The organism is Anaerobacillus sp. 1_MG-2023, assembly GCF_030547345.1.
GTDB classification, from domain to species: Bacteria; Bacillota; Bacilli; order Bacillales; family Guptibacillaceae; genus Guptibacillus; species Guptibacillus hwajinpoensis_B.
Map to the genome: position 1 here is coordinate 280,003 of NZ_JAUORD010000002.1, position 16,742 is coordinate 296,744.

16 protein-coding genes are annotated in these 16,742 nt (G+C 40.0%); 13 read left to right on the top strand and 3 right to left on the bottom strand.

Annotated elements, in window-relative coordinates; translation table 11 throughout:
- The first annotated feature begins 1 nt into the window (after window position 1).
- The 9 genes from Q4550_RS05215 (at window position 2) to Q4550_RS05255 (ending at window position 11,112) form a co-directional block, all read left to right on the top strand.
- Window positions 2–988: an ABC transporter ATP-binding protein gene (locus tag Q4550_RS05215; protein WP_303530845.1), complete on the top strand. Its 987-nt coding sequence runs from the start codon at window positions 2–4 to the stop codon at window positions 986–988.
- Window positions 985–1,641, top strand: a complete 657-nt coding sequence (locus tag Q4550_RS05220; RefSeq protein ID WP_303530846.1) for a TVP38/TMEM64 family protein — start codon at window positions 985–987, stop codon at window positions 1,639–1,641. The genes Q4550_RS05215 and Q4550_RS05220 overlap by 4 nt, the downstream gene beginning before the upstream one ends.
- Window positions 1,642–1,654: 13 nt before the next feature.
- Window positions 1,655–2,236 (top strand): CDP-alcohol phosphatidyltransferase family protein, encoded by a 582-nt coding sequence (locus Q4550_RS05225; RefSeq protein ID WP_303530847.1) that lies wholly within the window; start codon window positions 1,655–1,657, stop codon window positions 2,234–2,236.
- A 14-nt stretch (window positions 2,237–2,250) separates the two neighbouring features.
- Window positions 2,251–3,678 carry a dihydrolipoyl dehydrogenase family protein gene (locus tag Q4550_RS05230; RefSeq protein WP_303530848.1) on the top strand — a complete coding sequence of 476 codons (1,428 nt, stop codon included), beginning with the start codon at window positions 2,251–2,253 and terminating at the stop codon, window positions 3,676–3,678.
- Window positions 3,679–3,698: 20 nt separating this feature from the next.
- Entirely contained in the window at window positions 3,699–4,787 is a 1,089-nt protein-coding gene (locus Q4550_RS05235; protein WP_303530849.1) for an FAD-dependent oxidoreductase, read from the top strand.
- Window positions 4,788–5,518: 731 nt separating this feature from the next.
- Window positions 5,519–9,805, top strand: a complete 4,287-nt coding sequence (locus Q4550_RS05240; RefSeq protein WP_303530850.1) for a S8 family peptidase — start codon at window positions 5,519–5,521, stop codon at window positions 9,803–9,805.
- A 247-nt stretch (window positions 9,806–10,052) separates the two neighbouring features.
- Window positions 10,053–10,613: a PadR family transcriptional regulator gene (locus Q4550_RS05245; RefSeq protein WP_194222013.1), complete on the top strand. Its 561-nt coding sequence runs from the start codon at window positions 10,053–10,055 to the stop codon at window positions 10,611–10,613.
- A 1-nt stretch (window position 10,614) separates the two neighbouring features.
- Window positions 10,615–10,929, top strand: a complete 315-nt coding sequence (locus Q4550_RS05250) for an iron-sulfur cluster biosynthesis family protein (protein WP_303530851.1) — start codon at window positions 10,615–10,617, stop codon at window positions 10,927–10,929.
- Between the two features lie 21 nt (window positions 10,930–10,950).
- Window positions 10,951–11,112, top strand: coding sequence for a hypothetical protein (locus tag Q4550_RS05255; RefSeq protein WP_159782922.1), 162 nt, complete (start codon window positions 10,951–10,953; stop codon window positions 11,110–11,112).
- Between the two features lie 55 nt (window positions 11,113–11,167).
- On the opposite strand, the gene Q4550_RS05260 is transcribed toward Q4550_RS05255, so the two are convergent.
- Window positions 11,168–12,085, bottom strand: a complete 918-nt coding sequence (locus tag Q4550_RS05260) for a hydroxymethylglutaryl-CoA lyase (protein ID WP_303530852.1) — start codon at window positions 12,083–12,085, stop codon at window positions 11,168–11,170.
- Between the two features lie 161 nt (window positions 12,086–12,246).
- Between Q4550_RS05260 and Q4550_RS05265 the strand changes: the two genes are divergently transcribed.
- Genes Q4550_RS05265 through Q4550_RS05275 form a run of 3 tightly spaced genes read left to right on the top strand, consistent with a single transcriptional unit; the run spans window position 12,247 to window position 14,820 of the window.
- Window positions 12,247–13,431, top strand: a complete 1,185-nt coding sequence (locus tag Q4550_RS05265; protein WP_303530855.1) for an acetyl-CoA C-acetyltransferase — start codon at window positions 12,247–12,249, stop codon at window positions 13,429–13,431.
- A 23-nt stretch (window positions 13,432–13,454) separates the two neighbouring features.
- Window positions 13,455–14,141, top strand: coding sequence for a CoA transferase subunit A (locus Q4550_RS05270; RefSeq protein ID WP_194222010.1), 687 nt, complete (start codon window positions 13,455–13,457; stop codon window positions 14,139–14,141).
- 10 nt (window positions 14,142–14,151) lie between these two features.
- Window positions 14,152–14,820: a CoA transferase subunit B gene (locus tag Q4550_RS05275; protein ID WP_303530859.1), complete on the top strand. Its 669-nt coding sequence runs from the start codon at window positions 14,152–14,154 to the stop codon at window positions 14,818–14,820.
- Window positions 14,821–14,873: 53 nt separating this feature from the next.
- On the opposite strand, the gene Q4550_RS05280 is transcribed toward Q4550_RS05275, so the two are convergent.
- On the bottom strand, window positions 14,874–15,785 hold the full coding sequence (locus Q4550_RS05280) for an aldo/keto reductase (RefSeq protein ID WP_303530860.1): 912 nt from the start codon (window positions 15,783–15,785) through the stop codon (window positions 14,874–14,876).
- Between the two features lie 136 nt (window positions 15,786–15,921).
- On the opposite strand from Q4550_RS05280, the gene Q4550_RS05285 reads away from it, so the two are divergent.
- Window positions 15,922–16,461, top strand: a complete 540-nt coding sequence (locus Q4550_RS05285) for a cysteine hydrolase family protein (protein ID WP_303530861.1) — start codon at window positions 15,922–15,924, stop codon at window positions 16,459–16,461.
- 43 nt (window positions 16,462–16,504) lie between these two features.
- Here Q4550_RS05285 and mciZ read toward each other — a convergent pair whose 3' ends face one another.
- A complete protein-coding gene (gene mciZ, locus Q4550_RS05290; protein ID WP_194222006.1) occupies window positions 16,505–16,663 on the bottom strand; it encodes a Z-ring formation inhibitor MciZ in 159 nt (52 codons plus the stop codon).
- Window positions 16,664–16,742: the final 79 nt, after the last annotated feature.

The following is a 16,742-nucleotide window of genomic DNA, read 5'->3' on the forward strand; positions in this document are numbered from 1 at the left end:
TTTGAACCAGCTATTGCAATGCAGAAACCTTCATAAGAAATTTTCAAATACATCCATCTTGCAGAACCTTTCGTTTCATTTAGAAGAAGGTGAGCATTTTACAGTAGTAGGACCATCAGGATGCGGTAAGAGTACACTCCTCAGGTGTATTGCTGGTTTGGAAGCACTAAATGAAGGAGACATTTACTTAAGAGAAAAATCAATTGTAAGGCTGAAACCAGAAGATCGTTCAGTCGTTTTGATGTTTCAGGATTCATTATTATTTCCTCATTTAACAGTACTAGAAAACGTAACTTATGGTTTGAAAAGAAAAAAAGTATCAAAAAACGAACGCGTGAGGCAAGCTGAACAAATGTTAAATAAAGTAAAACTATCTAAATGGAAAGATACCTTTCCTCATGAATTATCAGGTGGTCAAAAGCAGAGAGTATCACTTGCAAGAGCGCTTGTGCTGAAACCAGATCTTCTTTTATTAGATGAGCCGTTTAGCTCGCTTGATGCTGCACTACGAGAATCACTTCGTAGTGAGGTGAAGGATTTATTAAGAGAAGAAGGGATTACTTCCCTGTTTATTACTCACGACCGTGACGAAGCTATCGAAATGGGTGATAGGCTTGCTGTTATGTATGAGGGGAGATTCACCCAAATCGGTCATCCTTATGATGTTGTCACGAATCCTTCATCTATGGAGAGCGCTAAAATTATTGGAGAAGGATTAGCTCTAGAAGAAGGCTTTATTCCGCTTAGTAAATTAAAGGCCATTTCTGTGCAAGATAATGAAAGTAACCAGGATTGTATCTTTGTTTCAGGAAAGGTAAGCGCGGTTACAGTAAAAAACAACATAGAATGCTATCGTATATCCTGGGAACAGGGAAGTATTCTTGTCATGTCAGACAGTCGTTTAGTTGCGGGCCAAGAAGTTCTATTAAGTGCTAAGAGGGAAGATATGAAAGAATATTCCAAAGATCAATGGGGTCTTGCCCGATGACTGTTAAAACACTTCTAAAAGGATTATCGTTGACGGCACTTATCATTGTTATTTACTTACTTAATCAATATGTATTTGATTTTAGACCCTCTCACATTCGTGGTTGGATTTCATCATTCGGCTTTTATGCCCCGCTCATTTTCTTGCTTATTTGTATTGGCAGACCCTTTGTGCTTTTTCCCACATCGATCATTTCGATCAGTGGTGGCTTAGTATTTGGGCCTCTACTTGGTACAGTTCTAGCCGTGGTAGGTGGTTCAACAGGAGCTCTTCTTTTCTTTTCATTAGCAAGAAAATTAGGAATGAACATCCTACCAAAATCATGGAAGCGGAGGGGAGAAAACCTTGAGAAACGATTATCAGAAAAGGGTTTTCTTTATGTACTCTTGTTACGTCTCGTTCCTTTTCTTCATTTTGATTTAGTTAGCTATGTTTGTGGGGTTTCTAATGTGAATCGGAGGAAATACTATTTAGCAACGCTGCTGGGGATGTTACCAGGTGCCATTGCATTGAATTTTCTGGGGGCAAGTTTTTTATCAAATAATTTATCGTCGGTCATTATTGCTGCTGCCGTATTACTACTATTACTTATCGTAAGTCTATATATTCGCAGAAAAGCATTCGGACCTTCTGTTGAAGAAGAACTGAAATAAGGACGGTGCTGTCGTGCTTGACACTCATGCAAGGAAATATGTTCAGCCTCTAATGGATCGCACCTCAGAATCGCTGCTTCGATTAGGTCTTACGGCTAATCAAGTAACGGTTGTTTCATTCATTATTGGCATTTCATCGGGGATATTTATTTATTTTGATTATTACGTTTGGGCGGTTATCGTTTTATGGGCTTCTGGTTTTCTTGATGCTGTTGATGGAACAATGGCACGTAAAACAAAGCCATCTGCTTTTGGCACCGTATTAGATGTGAGTTTTGATCGTGTTGTGGAAATTAGTGTCATATTGGGGCTTGCTTTTCGGTTTCCTGAAGCAATGTGGGCCCTGTTATTATTAAGTACTTCCATCATTTTTGCCATGACGATCTTCCTTACAGTAGGTGCTGTGTCAGAGAAAAAAGGCATCAAATCATTCTATTATCAAGCGGGAGCTGCGGAGAGAACAGAAGGTTTTCTTCTCTTTACAGCAATGATTTTGTTTCACAACTTTTTAGTTATCTTGACACTAGCGTTTGTAGCAATTGAACTATTCACTGCTTTTCAAAGACTAGCAGAAGCCAAAAGGATATTAGGATAGAGGAGATGGGACGAATGATAGAATATGATCTAATTGTAATAGGCGGGGGTTCTGGTGGACTGACTGCTGCATCTGGTGCAGCCAATATGGGAGCCAATGTGGCCTTAATCGATGATCAGCCAGGTTTAGGTGGTGACTGTCTTCATTATGGGTGTGTCCCATCAAAGGCTTTTATTACAGCTGCTAAAGAAGTTCATGCTGTCTACAAAGGGGCAAAAGAATTTGGCCTTACGGTGAGCGGCGAAGTGCTCTTTAGTCGTGCTATAGATCGCGTGAAAGAAGCGATTAGTGAAATTCAAGAAATTGATAGTGATGAGCGCTTTGAGAAATTAGGGGTAGATATTTATCGAGGCAAAGGTTCATTTAAAGATAGTCATACAGTCCACATTGATGGCAAGAACCCAATCAAAGGGAAACGTATTGTAATTTCCACAGGATCAAGCCCGAAAGTTCCCCCAATTGACGGAGTGGAACATGTTTCTTATATTACGAATGAATCAATTTTCAATTTAGACCATTTGCCCGAAAGCATCGTTTTTATAGGTGGCGGTCCTGTTGGACTTGAGCTTGCTCAATCTCTCTCAAGATTCGGCTCAAATGTAACTATATTAGAAACCTCTGAAACCATTTTGAAAAAAGAAGATCATGATATTATTCCAATTGCTACGAAGGAATTGGAGAAAGAACTTTCATTTATTTTTAAAGCAGAAGTAAAAGAGATTAAAGAGGAAAACGGTTATAAAGTTGTGGCGTATATAGAGAATGGCGAAGAGAAAACTATCCAATCAGAAATGATTATGTTTTCAACGGGTAGAAAGCCTAATACAGATAAATTGAATTTAGAAGCGGCCTTAGTAGATGAGGACAATGGATTTATTACAGTTAATGCATCATTACAATCTAGCCAATCCCACATCTATGCAATTGGTGACGTAAATGGTGCCTTTCCTTTTACACATGGAGCTGGTATGGAAGGGAAACTTATTGTACAAAACGCGGTGTTTGGATTGAAGAGAAAAGTAAACTATGAGAACGTTCCATGGGTTACGTATATAGATCCTGAGGTCTTTCATCTTGGAATGACTGAGAAAGAAGCGAAAGAGAAACATGGCGATCAAATTCGCGTTTTCAAGGTTGGTATGGAAGATGTCGATCGATTTATAGCTGAGCGCAAAAAAAATGGACTTTTAAAGGTCATTACAGACATGAAAGGGCATATTCTAGGTGCTCATGCTGTTGGTGAAGATGCTGGAAGCTGGATGCAAGAAATTGTTTTTGCGAAAGAACATGGTCATAAAATCGGAGACATTTCTACAGTTATTCACCCATACCCAACGAAAGGGGCTATCCTAAATCAAGCCGCTGATTTATTCTGGAGAGAAAAATTATTTGATGGTTGGCTTCCCAAGGTGTCAGAAAAATACATTAAATGGGTGCGATAAAGAATTAAAGGAGGAGAAGGTTGAAGAAACTGTTGTTAATTGGAGCGGGACATGCTCACCTTCACATAATGAAGAAACTTCAGGAAGAAAAAGGAGAGCATGAGGTGACACTCATTTCTCCATCGGAGTATCAATATTATTCTGGAATGTTCTCAGGCTATCTTGAAGGGCTATATAACAAAGAAGATATGCGAATACATATTCCAACATTAGCAAAAGCGGCAGGCATTCATTTTACGGAGGGTGCAGCGTTATCTATAGATGCTAAAGCAAAAGTTGTGTTAACGGAAAAGGGTGACATTCTCTCATATGATGTTCTTTCCGTAGATATCGGTTCATTAACAGCCGGAATTGACGTACCTGGCGCTAGAAAGCATGCTCTCCGCATAAAACCTAATTATCGTTTCGAGGAAGTCGCGAAGGCAATGCAGTCGGCAGAAACCCCTGTCGTTGTAGGGGGCGGCGCAGCGGGTGTTGAAATGGCTTTAGCTCTCACTGCAAAAAGAAAACTTGAGGATAAAAAACCGGTGGCATTAATTTCTCATTCACCATTGTTAGAAAATACTTCTGCTAAAGCGCAGGAAAAAATCAAGCAAATTATGCAAGATAAAAGCTTGCCACTTTATTTGCAAGAAAAAGTGGCAAATATAACATCAAGTCAGATTATCACAACAACTGGTAATCAAATTGCTTATGATGAAGTGCTATGGTTAACTGGACCAAAAGCTCCAGGTATATTTCGAACTTCTCAATTACCAGTTGATGAAGCGGGTTATTTACTTGTAGAAGATACACTACAAGTGAAGGAGTATCCGGCCATTTTTGCGGCAGGAGATTGTGCTTCTATCCGCCAGTATCCAGATCTACCTAAGGCCGGTGTAGTAGCCGTGCGACAATCAGAGATCCTCTGGGCGAACATAAAGGGGTTTCTGAAAGAGGCGAATGGTCGGCGTTTCCAACCTAAAAATACTTACTTATCGATTCTTTCTACTGGTCAGAAACAGGGATTACTGTTATATGGGAGAATAGTACTTCATCATCCACTCTCTTGGAAATTAAAAAATAGAATAGATCAAAAGTTTATGACCACATACAAGACGCATGTTTGAGTAACGCCCCACTTAGAGGTGTATTACAATAGGCCTTTAAGGGGTTCTCTTCATAAAAAAACTCTCTTTCTTTAAGAAAGAGAGTTTTTTTTGAAAAAGGATGTTAATGAACGTTGCTGATTTTTGGCTCATGTACGCTCTCTGATTAAATTGCACTCGAATGAGCCAAAAATCGAGAATCAAAAGTAGAAGCTAATATAGATTGTTGATAAAAAATATTGGTGTAATCTTCATTAATTCATACAAAAAGACCGCGACTTTATGAGTGGACATGTGAAAACCCTGTCGGATATTTGTGCTGAAAAGAGAGGGGTTGACAGAACGATTGCTAGCGAAATATGACAAATTAGAGTGACTTCTAAATTTTTTTGGCATGTCGATAAAGGACTATTTGAACAAACTCCTCCTTTATGCTGACATCAAAAAGATATAAAAGCGAATTTTAGGGACTTTGTCATAAGTGTATTACTTGAGTAAGAGTCGCTGCTTCTATAGTCCTTAACCGCTAAAGGCTATTAAAAAACGATATCACTCATCAAAATACTTCATAAGTAGGACAATCATCATTATTTTATATTAAAAGTACTTTGAGAGAATCGAATCATTTTCTGAAAATTTTGTCATTTTCGTTTGGGTTGTGACAAATCCTGGTATAGCATATTAAGTGAACCCGGCAATACAAAAGGAGGGCAGAGTGTAAACACAAAACTAATAATTAGGGAGGAAGAAATTTGAGAAAACGAAGCAAACGTAAAATCGTAGCTCTTTTTGCTTGTTTTATTCTCCTCATCACGAGCTTCATACAACCAGCGATGCAAGCGAACGCGAAAAGTGATTCTTCTGTATCCATGAATGATGAAGTGAAACGCGTTGATCAGAAGGTATCGAAAGCATTCGAGAAGAACGAAAAAGTAACGTTCTTGATTAAATTTGCAGAACAAGCTGATACGACAAAAGCCGCGAAAGAAGCTGAAGAAAAGGCTAAGAAAAACAACTTAACTTCCTTTCAAGCTGAAATCACTAAGCGATCAGCTGTTGTTAATGCATTAAGAGCTACGTCTATTGAAACACAACACTCTGTGTCCACATACTTAGAACAACAAGAGAAAAAAGGTAATGCAGAAGACATAAAATCATTTTACATCGTAAACGGTATGGCAGTAACAGCAACAAAAAAAGTGATGAACCAACTAGCATCATTTCCTGAAGTGGATAAAATACTTCCTAACGAGATCAGGCAGATTCAGCCAATTCCAGATAAAACGAAAACTAAGGCTAAAACGACTTCAGATACAAACTCAATTGAGTGGAATATTGATCGAGTAGGTGCTCCTGAAGTATGGGATATGGGAATTGATGGGGCAGGGACGGTGATCGCTAACATTGATACCGGTGTTCAATGGGATCATCCCGCTCTTATGGAACAGTATCGAGGATATAGTTCTGAAGGAGTAGATCATGAATTTAACTGGTTTGACGCTGTAAGCGGAGAAGCCGCCCCATATGATGATCTCGCACATGGGACCCATACAATGGGAACAATGGTTGGCGCTGAACCGGATGGTTCGAACGAGATTGGTGTCGCTCCTGGGGCAAAATGGATAGCGGTAAAAGCTTTTAGCGAAGACGGTGGAACAGATATCGATCTTCTTGAAGCAGGAGAATGGATTATTGCTCCTAAGGATGCAGAAGGCAATCCACACCCTGAGAAGGCTCCTGATGTGGTAAACAATTCTTGGGGAGGCGGACCTGGGCTTGACGAATGGTATCGCCCAATGGTTCAAAATTGGCGAAATGCAGATATATTCCCAGAATTTTCCGCTGGTAATACAACACTATTTAATCCCGGAGGACCGGAGTCAATCGCAACACCAGCAAATTATCCTGAGTCATTTGCTACAGGAGCTACAGATATCAATAATGCTCTTGGGAGTTTCTCTCTACAGGGACCATCCCCATATGATGAAATAAAACCTGACGTTTCAGCTCCTGGAGTTAATATCCGTTCTGCGGTACCAGGGAGTAGCTATGAAGGAGGGTGGAATGGTACGTCGATGGCTGGACCACACGTATCAGCGATTGCTGCTCTCCTTCGTCAAGCAGATCCATCGTTGACGGTTGATGATATAGAAGACATCTTTTTAAACACCGTCACACCACTTACAGACGATGAATTCCCAGATTCTCCGAATAATGGTTACGGTTATGGATTAGTGAATGCATTTGATGCCGTTTCTTCTGTTATGAGTGGGCTCGGTACATTAGAAGGTGATGTGATGAAAGAAGGAAGCGATGAAGAAGAGCCCACATATCAACACGATGCTCCTGCAGAGGGCTATGCTCAGATGGACCTTCCTCTTACCGTCACAGCGACAGATAATGTGAGCGTAACGAGTGTAGAGCTTGAATATGCTCATAACGGAGGGTGGACGTCAACTGAAGCAACAAGAGTTGATGGGAACTATCTTTCTGGATCCTATCAAGCTATTATTCCAGGTGACGCCGTCAGTGAACCTTCCGTTAGTTACAGGTTTAAAATCGAAGACTATGGCGGGCATGTTGTCACAACGGACGAATATCAGGTAGAAATTATCCCTGGTATCTCAACAGGTTACGAAACGGACTTTGAATCAGAGCCAGCTGGATGGATGAGCTGGGGAGAAAATAATTCATGGGAGTGGGGGACGCCAACGGTTGGTCCTGAAGCTTACTCTGGAGAAAAGGTTTATGGAACCAATCTTAATGGAGCATATGACAACAGTGCTAACATGACGCTGATGATGCCTCCTATCGATTTACCAGAAGGTGAAGCTTATCTTCAATTCAATCAATGGTATGAACTTGAAAGAAACTATGATTATGGTCATCTCTTCGTTTCAACCGATCAGGAAAATTGGGAAGCTCTTGCGGAGTATAATAATCTTTCTAATGAATGGGTGAGTGAAGAGGTTGATCTATCTGCCTATGAAAATCAGCGGATTTATTTAGCTTTTCACGTCGAGACGGATGGCAGCGTGATGAAGCAGGGCTGGTATATTGACGATGTAAGTTTATCAGCAGAGCCGATGGAAGTCGCCGCTAAGAAAGAGAGCGCGAAAGTTTCTATTCAGCCTGATGGAAAATCTGCTAGTGCCAAAGCGAAAGAAAAAGTCAATCCTGACAAGTTAAAACCTACACCGCTTGTTGTAAATCCAGTTCAAGAGAAATCATCACCGACGCCTCAAGCTCTTCCGCTTCAAGCAGAAGTTTCTATTCTTGAGACAGGGCGCTCTGCAACAACGAACTTGGAAGATGGTAGCTATTCCATGACTCATGCAGCAGGGGACTACACAGCTATTGCAGAAGCATATGGATACCAGTCAGAGACTCAGGAAGTGACGATCGTAGATGATGAAGTGACAGAAGCTGACTTCACATTAGAAGCGATACAAGAGGGAGAAATTGAAGGAACAGTCACGAATAGTGAAACAGGAGAGCCAATCCAAGATGCAACTGTTTTATTAGTAGAAGATGCTGCTATAGCACCTGTTCATACTGATGAAGAAGGACATTATTCAGTAACAGGTTATGAAGGGGAGTATACGTTAAAAGTTCTTGCGGCCGGTTATTATAGCGAAACATTTAACGTCACTGTGGAAGCGAACGAGACCGTTGTACAGAATGCTGATCTTTCCCCATTCATCGGATATGAAGGGGAAATCGGGTATGACGATGGTACTGCTGAGAACGCAAGAGCGTTCTATGATGCTGGGAACGGTTGGGCTGTGAAAATGTCGCTAGCAGAAGGTCAAGAACGTGCGCTTGTGACTGGAGGGTTATTTAGATTCTGGAATACGGAATGGCCAAATCCAGGCGGCACAAATTTCAAAGTCGAAATTCATGATGCATCAGGCCCGGATGGAGCACCAGGTAAGAAACTCGCTGGTCCAATTGACGCGACTGCTCTTCGAAATGGCGAATGGACGATGGTTGATCTGTCTGATCAAGGAGTAATCGTAGAAGGTGATTTTTATCTCACTTATATTCAAGCGGATGCCAATCCAAATGCTCCGGGTCTTGCAACAGATGAAGACGGGGAATATGTCGACCGAAGCTTTCAATATGTTAGCGGCGCATGGTCAAAAGCTCCTGAAGAAGAAGGGAACTATATGATCCGTGCAGTCGTTGATTATGAATTAACAGCACCAATGATTACATCTCCAAAAGACGGTTCGTATACAAACAAGAATAGCATTGAAGTTGACGGTGAAACGGCACCAATGACAGACGTTCATGTTATGAAAAATGGCGACGAAGAAGCTGTCACAACTTCTAATGAAGAAGGTAATTTTACAACAGAAATCCAATTGAGCGAGGGTGAAAATCAGTTAACAGCTCGTGCATCGACTGATCGTGGAATGACGGGAGAATCTGATGCTGTTATGGTCACTCTAGATCAAACGAAACCGGAATTAACGATCACATCTCCTAAAGATGACTGGAAAACAAATAAAGGATCAGTAACAGTTAAAGGTGACGTTCATGATGAAAACCTTGCTTGGGTAAAGGTTAACGGAACGAAAGCGAAAGTAGAAGATGGTGCATTTTCACATCGGATGCTGCTCGAGCAAGGTGAGAACATTATAAAAGTAGTGGCGAAAGACAAAGCAGGAAATAAAACGAAAAAGTCGATCAAAGTTTATTCCCAGCAAGAAGAATTGGTCATTAATCAATTAAAGCCTGATCAAAATAAAGATCTTCAGGCGGGAGAATCAGTGAAAATTGAATTCGATAGCGCTCCAGGAATAAAGGCTACTTTCTCAATTCGTATGCCGCTAGTGAATCCAACAATGATGCCTTCAAGTATGACTGAATTTCCAATGATGGAAGTATCAGAAGGGCATTATGTCGGTTACTGGACAGCTACTTCGAATGTGGTGGCTGAAGGTGCTGAGATCGAAGTGAAAGTGAAAGATTCTTTTGGCAACGAGACACGAAAAACAGCGGAAGGATTACTAAATATCAATACGAAAGAATAGTTTAAACCATCGAAAAAGCAGGCAGTCTAAAATAGACAGCCTGCTTTTTTGATTTGTCTGGTATTGTATCAAATTTCATCTTAAGCAATGTATAAGCATATGATCGGCGGTGGTTTTTCTTATTATTTCTGATAAAATAAAATTCAAATTAATTGTCAAATGTGGATTTGCAAATTCAAATGTGCAAAGATATTGTAAAGACGTTTATAATGGAGAAGAAGCAAATTGCTGAAAAGGAAATGATGATATGGCTTTACGATATGCTCTTCTTGGATTACTCACAAAGAAACCATCAACCGGATATGAGCTAACACAACAATTTAGAGAAACGATGATCCATTTTTGGTCTGCGCATCATACACAAATTTATCGTGAACTTGGAAAGATGGAGAAAGAGAAGCTAGTAAGCTTTGAAATTGTTCCGCAGTTAGATCTTCCAGATAAAAAGATCTATTCTATTGAAGATAAAGGGTACCGTCTTCTCATTGAATGGCTTGCTCATCATACTGTAGACCCACCAAAAATGAAAAACGAACAATTGATGCGTGTTTCTTTATTTCATCTTATTCCAAAAGAAGAAGCGATCCAATTCCTAAAAGAGAGTAAAGAGCATCACCAAATGGTGCTTGATCATATGAACAGCTGGAAAGAAGAAAATGCAGTTGATCATAGAATAGAGAAAGATCGTCTGGGGGAATACCTTACGCTTGAATACGGTAGGCGTCAGATGAAAACCTGGATTGAGTGGTGTGACTGGGCTATTGAGTTTATAGACGTTATTATAGAAGATAGTGGAGAGGAGAGATAACATGAGAGTGACTTTCACAGATCAAGCGATCGAGAAATTAGAACGTGATTCTGAGGGTTATATGAAGTTACATTATGACATCGAAGATTGCGGGTGTGTAGTGAACGGTGTTACGCAATTAGTAAATGATTCCGCTCAGGGTGATTTTAATATGACGCTTGAGTCAAATTTCAGACCTGTATTGATTCAGAAACAATATAAAGTGTTTTTTGATAAAGAAATGAAAATTGATTTTCTTCCGAAACACCAGTGTTTTATGCTTAAAAGTGATAGTGAAATCATTAACCCGAGAATGCGATATATAAACAAAGGATAACGATTAGGGGGATTTACTAGAGTGACGTTTTTGATGTATTTTGTTATTTTTTTCGTAGTATTTATGGTCGTAAAGGGAGTTTTAAATTTATTTAAAGGTCAAAAGATGGATCGAATTACGGTTATCGGTGGACTAGTTCTAGCTCTAATCTATAGTATTATTTTAACTATAGTAAAAGGATAAAATAAGCACACGTCTGTGTGCTTATTTTATTTAGTTTACTATAATATTTATATGTCTATTTTATGGAAGCTTCCTTTTCTTTATTATATAACGTTCGATAAGGTGTTAGGATGGATCTTGATAGGTGAGGCTCAATCTCATCAATAGCTCTCATTAGTTTTTCAAGATCAATACCTGTTTTGATACCCATTCTCTCCAACATATAGACAACACTTTCTGTTGCAACGTTGCCTGTCGCTCCTTTGGCGAAAGGGCAGCCGCCAAGTCCGCCAGCTGACGTATCAAATCTTGAAATTCCAGCTTGGAGACATGCATAGATGTTAGCAAGTGCCATACCCCTTGTATCGTGGAAATGAGCTGTTAACAATGTTGACGGTAATTCTTTTACAAGTTGGCTAAAAAGGTTGTGTGATTCATCAGGAGTGGCCATTCCAATAGTATCTGCTACGCTCAATTCATCTACGCCTGCAACAACAAATTGCCGGCAAACGTCAACTGCATCATTTACTTTTATTTTTCCTTCATATGGACAATAGAAAGCAGTAGAAATGCATGCACGAACGAAATAACCTTCTGCTTTTAATTCTTTGACTAAAGGAATTAGCTCATTGAATAGATCCTTTGTCTCTTTATTGCTATTCTTTTGATTAAAGGAGTTACTTACACCAGCAAAAAGTGCGATCGCTTTCACGTTCGTTTCTTTAATTCTCTCGACCCCTTTACGGTTAGGGGCTAAGACGAAGTTTCTTGTATCGTCAAGGCAAGTACTTACTATTTCACTAGCATCTTTCATTTGGGGAACCCATTTAGGTGATACGAATGAGGTAATCTCCATTTCTTTCATTCCGGCTGTTTTTAAGGCTTTGATGAAACGGATTTTATCATTTGTTTTGATCTGATTTAGTTCATTTTGAAGGCCATCTCTTGGACCAACTTCAATGATTGTTGCATGTTGTGGTAGCAAAACATTCATCACCTTTCTTTGTAAGCGCTATCTTTAATTAAAACAAAGGATTGGAAGTCTTGCAAGATAATCGTTTGAATAATGGAAATTCTCTCTTGGAGGAAGGAGTTTTTTGAATTAAGTAAGAATTATGTAGAAGAGAGTCATAGATACATAAGGAGGAAATCGAAATGAGTCGAGATGTTGTAATTGTAAGCGCTATCAGAACGCCGGTAGGTTCATTTAATGGTTCACTAAAATCTATCTCTGCTACAGAACTTGGGGCGATGGTCATTAAAGGAGCGGTCGAAAAGGCTGGCTTATCGATAGATCAGGTGGAAGAAGTCATTATGGGAAACGTTCTTCAAGCGGGTCTTGGACAAAATCCTGCTCGTCAGGCAGCTATCAAAGCGGGAATTCCGGTTTCAACTCCAGCGATGACAATAAATAAAGTATGTGGTTCAGGATTGAAAACAGTTCATCTTGGAGCTCAATCTATTATGCTTGGCGATCAAGATATTGTCGTCGCCGGTGGGATGGAGAACATGAGTCAGGCCCCTTATTTATTAAACGGAGCGCGAGAAGGCTTGCGAATGGGTGACCAAAAGATGGTGGATACCATGATTCAAGATGGATTATGGTGCGCATTTAACGATTATCATATGGGTGTTACTGCTGAGAACCTGTGCGATCATTATCAGCTAACAAGAGAAGAAATGGATGAATTTGCTGCATGGAGTCAACAAAAAGCACAGGCTGCAATTGAAGAGGGGCGTTTTAAAGAAGAGATTCTCCCGGTTTCTATTCCGCAGCGAAAAGGTGATCCTCTTTTATTTGATACCGATGAATACGTTAAACCAGGAACGACGGCTAATAAACTTGCCAAGTTACGCCCAGCTTTTAAGAAAAACGGTGGGGTTACAGCAGGAAACGCTTCTGGTATTAACGATGGCGCAGCCGCTGTTGTTTTAATGAGTAAAGAAAAGGCTGATGAACTTGGAATAGAATACCTTGCTGTTATTCGCTCGAATGCAAGTGGAGGTGTAGATCCAAGCGTTATGGGGTTAGGTCCTGTTCCTGCTACGAAGAAAGCACTTGAACGTGCTGGACTTTCAATGAATCAAATGAATCTAGTGGAAGCAAATGAGGCTTTTGCTGCTCAATCTCTTGCCGTTGGAAGAGACCTTGATTTTAATGAAGAAATCTTGAACGTGAACGGTGGGGCGATCGCTCTTGGTCATCCGATTGGCGCAAGTGGTACTCGAATCTTAGTAACCCTACTACATGAAATGAAACGTAGAAATGAGCGGTTTGGTCTGGCTACGCTTTGCATTGGTGGAGGACAGGGCGTAGCAACAATCGTTGAACGAACTTAAAAAAGATATGGAGGTTTAAATAAATGAAGCCAGTACTTGATACGTTTGAAGAAGCCGTACAAGACATTCAAGATGGAGCAACGATTCTAGTTGGTGGGTTTGGCCTTGTCGGTATACCAGAAAATTTAATACTTGCATTAAAAGAGAAAGGAACAAAGGACTTAACAGTCATATCGAACAACTGTGGAGTTGATGACTGGGGCCTGGGATTGCTCCTAAAAAACAGACAAATAAAAAAAATGGTAGGTTCCTATGTTGGAGAAAATAAAGAATTTGAAAGACAGGTGTTATCCGGTGAATTAGAAGTTGAGCTCATTCCTCAAGGAACGCTAGCAGAGAGAATAAGGGCAGGCGGTGCTGGCATTCCAGCGTTCTATACTCCAGCTGGCGTGGGAACACCGATAGCGGAAGGGAAAGAAGTCAGAGTATTCAATGGTAAAGAGTACTTGCTTGAAGAAGCCATTCAGGCAGATTTCTCATTTGTTCGTGCGTGGAAAGGGGACATAATGGGGAACTTGGTCTATAACAAAACGGCACGTAATTTTAATCCTATGATTGCTGCAGCAGGTAAAGTGACCATAGCTGAGGTAGAGGAATTAGTAGGTGTAGGAGAGTTATCCCCTGATCAAATTCATACTCCAAGCATTTATATTCAAAAGGTTATTGTGGGTGAGCAGGAAAAGAAGATTGAGCGATTAACAACGCGATAGGAGGATCATAATGGTGAAAGTAGATAAAGCAGCAGTTCGTGAAAAGATTGCAAGACGTGCTGAAAAAGAAATTCTGGATGGTTATTATGTGAATCTAGGAATTGGAATGCCTACGATGGTAGCTAACTATATACCAGAAGGCAAAAAAATAGTGCTTCAATCGGAAAATGGCCTTCTTGGAATCGGACCTTATCCAACTGAAGGTGAAGTTGATCCTGATCTTATTAACGCCGGGAAAGAAACAGTTACAGCGATGCAAGGAGCATCCTATTTTGATAGTGCAGAGTCTTTTGCGATGATTCGTGGAGGACATATTGATGTTGCGATACTAGGCGGAATGGAAGTCTCAAAAGATGGTGACCTCGCTAATTGGATGATACCTGGAAAGATGATTAAAGGTATGGGTGGGGCCATGGATCTTGTGCATGGAGCGAAAAGGATTGTTGTCATTATGGATCACGTGAACAAAAACGGAGATCCGAAAATTTTAAATGCTTGTACCCTCCCCCTAACAGGTCAAGGCGTTGTTAATCGAATCATTACGGATCGGGCTGTTTTTGACATAACCGATGAAGGGCTTGTGTTAAAAGAAGTTGCCATTGGCTATAGCATTGAGCAGATTCAAGCTTCAACAGAACCGGACATTATTATTAGCAATCCAATATTAGATGCCTTTTAATTTATGAAAATAGAAGGAAAGAGCGCAGTCAGTAGACTGCGCTCTTTTTTTAATTACCGATGCTTATCGTACACATTCATTTTTGAAACGTCACGTATTTTCTGAACTTCATCAGGTGTTAAGTCTGGAGCATTTTGTGCTGTAATATTTGCGAGAAGTTGTTCACTGCGACTAGCTCCAGGAATTACTGTAGCTACAGCGGGATGAGCAAGAGCATATTTTAGTGACGTTTGAGTTAAATTGCGCTTATCCCCTTTTATTTCAGAAAGTTGCTTAACAGTTTCAAGAACGTCGAATTTAGAATGGTCGAGAAATCCGTCTTCTTTTACTTTTTCCTCATATCGATCAGTTAACATGCCTTTAGCAAGCGGTCCTCTAGCAATGACACTGATGTTGTTTTCATGCAAATAATCTAGAATTTCTTCTTCGGGTCTACGATCAAGAATGCTGTATTGCATCATAACTGATGCGATAGAAGATTTTTTTACAAACTCTCGGATGACATTTGGGCGTATACTTGAAATACCATATTCGATAATTAATCCTTCTTGTTTTAATTCTTCAAAAGCTTCAATGGTTTCATCGAATGGATCCTCGATTGTACCACCGTGAAGCTGAAAGAGATCAATGTGATCTGTTTTCAATCGTTTTAAGCTAGCTTTTAGTGCTGATTTAATATGTTTTTTTGATGGATCCCAGTACCAGCCTTCTTTTCCTTCTTCCCAGTGGTTCCCTGCTTTCGTAGCAAGTACGACTGAATTCCGTCGATCACGTAGGGCTTCTCCTACTATTTCTTCATTTAGACCGAAGTCATACAAATCAGCTGTATCAATAAATGTAACACCGTTATCAATAGCCTTATGAATAAGCGAAATACCTTTCTCTCGATCAGTGCCAAGTGACATAGTACCTAATCCAATTTCGCTAACGTTCAGTTTTGAGCTTCCGAGTTGATTGGTTTTCATTGCATTCCATACCTCCCATTTTTAACCTGTATTAAGTGTATCGTGATAGGAGGATTCATGCCAATCATATGCTGATTTCGATGTCTTGTTACCTGATAACACACCTGCTATAGTAAACATAATGGGAGGCGGTATAATGGCAACAGAAGCGCTTTTAATTATTGATATGAGCAATGATTTTGTTCATGATGAGGGAGGACTTACTTCTGGCAAGAAGGGACAAGAGATTGTTCCTAGTATTATTTCACTTGCCACAACGTTTATTGAGGAAGGCAAGGAAGTTGTGATTTGTATGGATGAGCATGAAGAAGAGGATGATCACTTTAATATCTGGCCCGTACATAATGTAAGAGGAACGTGGGGACAGAAGTTATATGGTGAATTACAGCAGTGGTATGAATCCAATAAGGAGCTTCCGAATGTCACGTTTGTTCCCAAGCCAGAATATGATGCATTTTATGGAACGAATCTGGAAGAAATACTTAAATCACGTCGTGTGGAAACTGTTCATCTTGCAGGAGTATGTACAGATATTTGCGATTTTCTAACTGCTTATGGTGCTTATGCAAGAGGATTTAGAACAGTTGCGCATTCATCCTGTATGGCAACGTTTACCGAGCATCATAACGTATTCCTTGAGCAAATGAATAATATTTTCAAAACGGAGATTCGTTAAACAAGAAACGCTGCCATTAATGGCAGCGTTTCTTGTTGTTTTCTTATTGTATTAACCTTAGGTGTGCTTTAGTTCGAACAGCAGGAGCCTGAATCCATTCTTCAATCGTTTCATAATGATTCATATAATGTCTAATCATTAATTGAATCTGCTTTGGTTTTCCTACCATTGTGACACCGTTTGGCTGAATATAGACTTTCATAAACAGAACCTCCTAAATAGTTCGATACATTAATGGTTTTAGTCTTTTCCCTATTATCTGTCTCATGTGATAGACTTTA